A 7,074-nucleotide genomic window follows, 5' to 3' on the forward strand; every position below is an offset into this window, starting at 1 on the left:
AGACCCAGTCTAATGAAGGACTTCCCGCTGTCTAGCCTTGCAAAGAACTAACTTTCGACCGAAGCGCCAAGGTTTTCGTAGGTGGATCCTTCCTCGCCCAGCAGTCTGTCCGCAGTGGCCCGGTGCAGCGAGGCGGCCGCGGGATCGCCGAGCCGGTCCAGGGTGTCGGCCAGCCGCAACTGCAGTGCCGCCTGGAGCCGCACGTCCTCGGCCCGCCGGGCGAGGTCGACGGCCTCCCGGCAGGTGCGCAGCGAGTCGTGCGGGCGGCCCGCGTACTCCTGGACCCGGGCCGCCTCGCTGAGCGCCCTGGCCTGGGCCGGGAGGTCACCGATCCTGCGCAGGCCGGACGCGGCGGCCCGCCAGTTCCGCAGCGCCTCGCCGTACCGTCCGGCGTACGCGTGCACCGCGCCGAGCCGCCCGTACAGCCGGGCCTCGCCCTCCCGGTCGCCCTGCGCGAGCCGCTGCGCGAGCGCCCGGCCGTACCAGTCGGAAGCGCGCGGGTAGTCCCCCAGCTCGGCGTAGGCGCCCCCCACGGACTCCATGGCCCGGCCGGTGGCGTAGAGGTCCTTCGCCTCCCGCCCGGCGTCCAGGGCGGCCCGGTAGCGGGCCAGGGCGGTGCGGGTGCGGCCCGTGCCGGCGTCGAGGTCGGCGAGGTTGAGCAGCGCGGCGGCGCGTTCCCGGGGCAGCTCCCGGCGCTCGGCGACATCGAGCACCAGGCGGTGCAGCCCGTACAACTCGGGCGCGGCGGCCTCCGTGCCCAGGTGCGCGGCGAGCGCCCGCACCAGAGCGGCGACCAGGCGGCGGGCAAGGGTGTCCAGCTCTCCGTCCGCCACCGCCATGCGGGCGGCGGCCACCAGGGAGGGCAGCCTGACGCGCAGCCAGACGGCCGCCTCCTCCGGGCCGGCGAAGCGGAGCGTCTTGGGCAGTCCGGAGAGCTTGCCCCGGGCCGGGGAACCCTCCGGCTCGGTGACCGCCCGGCAGGAGTGGAGCAGCCGTACGGTGCGCTCCAGCATCCGGGCCCGGGCCAGTTCGATCTCGGCCGGCCTGTCCCGCTCCTCCAGGAGAGCCCGCAGCAGGGGCGCCAGAGCACCCGGCACCTCGTACTGGGGTTCGGTGGCGCCGTCCGTGTGCAGCAGCCCGAGGCCGACGAAGTCGTCCAGGGTCCGGCGGGCGGCCAGGACGGAGCAGCCGGCCAGCGCGGAGGCGGTGTGGGCGTCGGCGAGACCTCCGGGTGCCAGCGCGAGCAGTCGCAGTATCCGGGCGGGGGTCTCCAGCAGGGAGTCGTGCGCCATCCGGAAGGCGCGGGCCAGCGGCCGGGCGCCCACCGGCTGCTCCGTGTCCTGGGGAGTGCGCAGCAGGTGCTGGGTGGCGTCGGCGACGGAGGCGGTCGGACGGGCGGCGATCCACCCGGCGACGAGCAGCAGGGCGGCGGGCTGGCCGCCGCACTCCTCCACCAGGGTCTCGGCGGTCCGGGGGTCCACGGTGATCCGCACCTGGCCGACCACCCGCGCCAGGAGGCGCACGGCGGAGCCGGTGTCCAGCCCGCCGATGGTGCAGGGGCGGACGTCGGGGACACCGGTCAGCGGGCCGGTCGCGGTGGCCAGCACCAGGCAGCCGGGACCGTCCGGGAGGAGGGGGTCCACCTGCTCGGCGTCCACCGCGTCGTCGAGCAGGAGCAGCAGCCGCCGCACGGCGAGGGCCTCGCGGACCATCTCGGTGAGTTCGTCGGCGTCCGCGCCGGGCGGGGTGGCCAGGGAGAGCAGGACGAGGATCTCGCGGGCGGTGCGCTCGGCTGGCACCCGGGTGCCGTCGGGGTCGGTCAGGCTGACGCGCAGCACGCCGTCCGGGTAGTCGCCGGTTCCGGTGCCGGGCGCGGCCCAGGGAAGGGGGCCCTTGGAGCCGCCGGCGGGGGCCGTGCCGGTCAGTGCGTGCGCGAACGCGGCGGCGAGGGCGCTGCGCCCCGACCCCGCGCGTCCGGCGATCAGCAGGACCCGGGCGCGGGCCGCCTTGCGGCCGGCGATGGTGTTCAGCCCGGCCCGTTCGATGTCCTCCTGAAGGGCTTTCAACTCTCGCTGACGGCCGAACAGTTCGGGTGGGGCGGCACCGGAGGGCTCCTCGGTGCCGGGCGCTCGGGCCGGGCCGCTGGTGTCCACCGCCTGATCCGTCACGAGCCACGCTCCACTTCGCCGCACCCGGTGCCCCGCCGGAGCTCCGGCGGGCCTTTCGAGCGTAGTTCAGCGGCACCGCCGATCAGGGCGGAGCGGGGCGGGGACATCCCCCGATCGGATCAGTGATTCCTACGATCGTCCGACGGACAAAAGGGGCAGGGGCGGGCCCGGGAGAGGGGGCAGGAGCGCGGGGCCTCCGCCGTGCGACGGAGGCCCCGGGTTCCGCTACGCCTCGAACGGACGGGCCGGCCAGGGTGCCTCGGCCGGGCGCAGGGACCGCTCGCCGTCCGCAGTCCGGGCCGCTGTCAGCGCCAGTACCCCCATGACCAGGCAGCTGTTGTGCAGGTCGCCCGCGAGGACGCCCCGGACCAGGTCCTTCAGCGGGACCCGTGCCAGCTCCATGTCCGCCTCTTCCTCGGCGACCGCGAAACGCTCGCCCACCGCGTCGGAGAGATCACGGGCGAGGAAGATGCGCACCGCCTCGTCGGAACCGCCGGGGCTGGTGTAGACGTCGGTCAGGACCCGCCACTCCTCCGCCTTGACGTGCGCCTCCTCGTACAGCTCGCGCTGGGCGGCGGCGAGCGGGTTCTCGCCGGGGACGTCGAGCAGTCCGGCCGGGATCTCCCAGAGCTTCTGGCGCACGGGGTGGCGGTACTGACGCAGCACCAGGACGTGGTCCTCGTCGTCGATCGCCAGGATCGCGACGGAGCCGGGGTGGACCTGGTAGTCGCGGCCCACGACCGTACCGTCGGGCATCACGACGTCGTCCGTGCGGACGCTGGTCTTGTTGCCGGTGAAGGGCGTCACCGTCGCGGTGACCCGCCATTCCTCGGCCCTGTCCTGGATGCCCATCTGCGTCCTCCCGCTCACGTCACGAAAAACCGGGGCACCCGTCCTCTTCGGACGCGTACCCCGGTCAACGGTAATGCCTCGGGACTACTTGCCCGATTCGGCGGCCTGCGCCTGGCGCGCGACGGCGGCCTTCACCAGACCCGCGAAGAGCGGGTGCGGGCGGGTCGGGCGGGAGCGCAGCTCCGGGTGGGCCTGGGTGGCGACGAGGTAGGGGTGGACCTCGCGCGGGTACTCGACGTACTCGACGAGCTTGTTGTCCGGGGAGGTGCCGGAGAAGACCAGTCCGGCCTTCTTCTCCAGCTCCGTGCGGTAGGCGTTGTTCACCTCGTAGCGGTGGCGGTGGCGCTCCTCGACGTACGGCTCGCCGGAGTACGCCTCACGGACGACGGAGCCCTCGGCGAGCTTCGCCGGGTAGAGGCCCAGACGCATGGTGCCGCCCAGGTCGCCCGCGCCCTCGACGTACGCGAGCTGCTCCTCCATCGTGGAGATGACGGGGTGCGAGGTCGCCGCGTCGAACTCGGTGGAGTTGGCGTCCGGGATGCCGGCGACGTTGCGGGCCGCTTCGATCACGATGCACTGGAGGCCCAGGCAGAGGCCGAGCAGCGGCACCTTGTTCTCGCGGGCGTACTGGATGGCGCCCACCTTGCCGTCGACACCGCGCTCGCCGAAGCCGCCGGGGATGCAGATGGCGTCCACGCCCGCGAGGTGGCGGGCGGCGCCGGCCGGGGTCTTGCAGTCGTCGGAGGTGACCCACTCGACCTTGACGCGGGCCTTGTTCGCGAAGCCGCCGGCGCGGATGGCCTCGGTGACCGAGAGGTAGGCGTCGGGGAGGTCGATGTACTTGCCGACCAGGGCGACGGTGACCTCGTGGTCGGGGTTGTGGACGCGGTCCAGCAGGTCGTCCCAGGTGGACCAGTCCACGTCGCGGAAAGGCAGGTCGAGCTTGCGGACGACGTAGGCGTCGAGGCCCTCGGTGTGCAGCACCTTGGGGATGTCGTAGATCGACTTGGCGTCGACGCAGGCGACCACGGCGCTCTCGTCCACGTCGCACATCAGCGAGATCTTGCGCTTGATGGCGGTGGGGACGTCACGGTCGGCGCGGAGCACGATGGCGTCCGGCTGGATGCCGATGTTGCGGAGCGCGGCAACGGAGTGCTGGGTCGGCTTGGTCTTCAGCTCGCCGGAGGGGCCGATGTAGGGCAGCAGCGAGATGTGCACGACGAAGACGTTGTCCCGGCCGACCTCGTGGCGCACCTGGCGGACGGTCTCCAGGAACGGCAGCGACTCGATGTCGCCGACGGTGCCGCCGACCTCGGTGATGACCACGTCGACGTCGCCCGTCGCCATGCGGCGGATGCGGGACTTGATCTCGTTGGTGATGTGCGGGATGACCTGGACGGTGTCGCCGAGGTACTCGCCGCGCCGCTCCTTGGCGATGACCTGGGAGTAGACCTGCCCGGTCGTGACGTTGGCGGAACCGTCGAGGTCGACGTCGAGGAAGCGCTCGTAGTGGCCGATGTCCAGGTCCGTCTCGGCGCCGTCGTTGGTGACGAACACCTCACCGTGCTGGAACGGGTTCATCGTGCCGGGGTCGACGTTGAGGTACGGGTCGAGCTTCTGCATCGTGACCCGGAGACCACGCGCCTTGAGGAGTGCACCCAGGCTGGAGGCAGTCAGACCCTTGCCGAGGGAGGAGGCGACACCCCCGGTGACGAAGATGTGCTTGGTCGTCGTGGATGTGGGCTGCATAGCCAAGAGGGGGCTCCCGTGGTAGCGAAATCTGGGTACGTACCGGCTGCCTAACCGGAGATTCCGGGGGTGCCGTCGCTGCGGTTCGGAGGCCTCGTCGCTCTCGGACACGACCACCGGTCCACGGGCTACCAGCCTAACAGCGACCTGGAGACACTGCTTCCGGTCACGCGCTCCGCACGAACGCCACCAAACCCCCTCACGCGCCCCGAGGCCCACTCTTCGGCCACGACAAGATCCACGGAGTATCGCGCGGATCACATCGGTGCGTCGTATCCTGCTCGGACACTCGCTGACGAGCGGGGACGGTCGGCCCGCGGCATCACCCCCGCCCGCTCCCGCCGGTCCAAGGGCTCATCGGCCTTCTTGAACATTTTCCTTATTCACGCAGCAAGCGCCCCCGAGCGGGGCGACACATGGCCGTTCGACTGGAGACGCACGTGGCCGGGCGCATCGAGGATTACGCACTCATCGGAGACATGCAGACAGCGGCGCTGGTCTGCCGGGACGGCACGGTCGACTGGCTCTGCCTCCCACGCTTCGATTCCCACGCCATCTTCGCGGGACTTCTGGGTACCGAGGAGCACGGCTTCTGGCGCCTGGGTCCGCTGGAGCCCGACGCCGCCGAGGACGGCAGCCGCGGCGAGCCGCCCGCCGCCGACCGCCGGCGTTATCGCGGCGATTCCCTCATCCTGGAGTCGGAGTGGGACACACCACGCGGCACGGTACGCGTGACCGATTTCATGCCGCCCCGTGACGGCGCGCCCCAGCTCATCCGGATCGTGGAGGGCGTCAGCGGCCGCGTGCCGATGCGCTCGTCCTTGCGGATGCGGTTCAGCTACGGCCGGATCACCCCCTGGGTGCACAAGGTCGACAGCCGCACGGTCGCCGTGGCCGGACCGGACTCCGTCTGGCTGGACACGCAGGCGGAGACGTACGGCAAGGACCTGACGACGTACTCCGACTTCACGGTCTCCCCCGGTGACCGCGTCGCCTTCACGATCAGCTGGCAGCCCTCGCACCACCAGCCGCCCGCCCTGCCCGAGCCGGAGGGCTCGCTGGAGGCGACCGAGCGGTTCTGGGAGGAGTGGGTCGCGCAGTGTACGTACCACGGCCCCTACCGGGAGGCCGTGATCCGCTCACTCATCACCCTGAAGGCGCTCACCTACGCGCCCACCGGCGGCATCGTCGCCGCCCCCACCACCTCGCTGCCCGAGGAGATCGGGGGCGTACGGAACTGGGACTACCGCTACACCTGGCTCCGCGACGCCGCGATCACCCTCTCCTCGCTGCTGCGCACCGGCTACCGGGAAGAGGCCCGCGCCTGGCGCGAGTGGCTGCTGCGGGCCGTCGCGGGCGACCCGGAGAACCTGCAGATCATGTACGGCATCGCCGGCGAGCGCGAGCTCGGTGAGGCGGAGCTGGACTGGCTGCCCGGTTACGAGAACTCCGGCCCGGTCCGCGTCGGCAACGGCGCCGCGGACCAGCTCCAGCTCGACGTGTACGGCGAGGTCACCGAGGCGCTGCACCTGGCGCACATGACGGGCCTGGCCCGCAACGACTACGCCATGGGCCTCCAGCTCAAGCTGATCAGCTACCTGGAGCAGCACTGGTACGAGCCGGACGAGGGCATCTGGGAGGTGCGCGGCCCCCGTCGGCACTTCGTGCACTCCAAGGTGATGGCGTGGGTCGCGGTCGACCGGACGATCAAGCTGATCGAGTCCGGCGACGTGGAGGGGCCGCTGGAGCGGTGGCGCGAGCTGCGCGACGACATCCACCGCGACGTCTGCGACCGGGGCTACGACCCCGAGCGCAACACCTTCACCCAGTCCTACGGCTCGAAGGAACTGGACGCCTCGCTGCTGCTGATCCCGCAGATGGGCTTCCTCCCGCCGGACGACAAGCGGGTCATCGGCACGATCGAGGCGATCCAGCGCGAACTGTCGACCGAGGACGGGTTCGTGCTGCGCTACCCGACCTCCGGCGACGACGCGGGCGTGGACGGCCTGGAGGGCGACGAGGGTGCCTTCCTCGCCTGCTCCTTCTGGCTGGCGGACGACCTGGCGATGATCGGCCGGGTCGACGAGGCCCGCCAGCTCTTCGAGAAGCTGCTCTCGCTCCGCAACGACCTGGGACTGCTCGCCGAGGAGTGGGACTCCCGGCTCCAGCGCCAGGTGGGCAACTTCCCGCAGGCGTTCAGCCACATCGGCCTGGTGACCACCGCGCTGACCCTGTTCGGCACCGGCGACGCCGGAGAGGCAGGATAGGGCCATGGATCTTGGACTGAAGGACCGCGTCTACGTCG

General features: G+C 71.7%; 4 protein-coding genes. 1 reads left to right on the plus strand and 3 read right to left on the minus strand.

The window, feature by feature from the left end; all coding sequences use genetic code 11:
• Positions 1 to 47 precede the first annotated feature (47 nt).
• From ACFWEP_RS10250 to ACFWEP_RS10260, 3 genes are all read right to left on the minus strand, one after another.
• Positions 48 to 2,168, minus strand: a complete 2,121-nt coding sequence (locus ACFWEP_RS10250; RefSeq protein ID WP_387368445.1) for a tetratricopeptide repeat protein — start codon at positions 2,166 to 2,168, stop codon at positions 48 to 50.
• A gap of 225 nt (positions 2,169 to 2,393) precedes the next feature.
• Positions 2,394 to 3,020 carry an NUDIX domain-containing protein gene (locus tag ACFWEP_RS10255; RefSeq protein ID WP_387368447.1) on the minus strand — a complete coding sequence of 209 codons (627 nt, stop codon included), beginning with the start codon at positions 3,018 to 3,020 and terminating at the stop codon, positions 2,394 to 2,396.
• Positions 3,021 to 3,104: 84 nt separating this feature from the next.
• Complete coding sequence (locus ACFWEP_RS10260; RefSeq protein ID WP_387368449.1) at positions 3,105 to 4,769, minus strand: CTP synthase; 1,665 nt, start codon at positions 4,767 to 4,769, stop codon at positions 3,105 to 3,107.
• A gap of 440 nt (positions 4,770 to 5,209) precedes the next feature.
• On the opposite strand from ACFWEP_RS10260, the gene ACFWEP_RS10265 reads away from it, so the two are divergent.
• Positions 5,210 to 7,036 (plus strand): glycoside hydrolase family 15 protein, encoded by a 1,827-nt coding sequence (locus ACFWEP_RS10265; RefSeq protein ID WP_387368459.1) that lies wholly within the window; start codon positions 5,210 to 5,212, stop codon positions 7,034 to 7,036.
• Positions 7,037 to 7,074 lie beyond the last annotated feature (38 nt).

Origin of the sequence: Streptomyces sp. NPDC060198, assembly GCF_042728415.1 — a bacterium.
Lineage (GTDB): Bacteria > Actinomycetota > Actinomycetes > Streptomycetales > Streptomycetaceae > Streptomyces.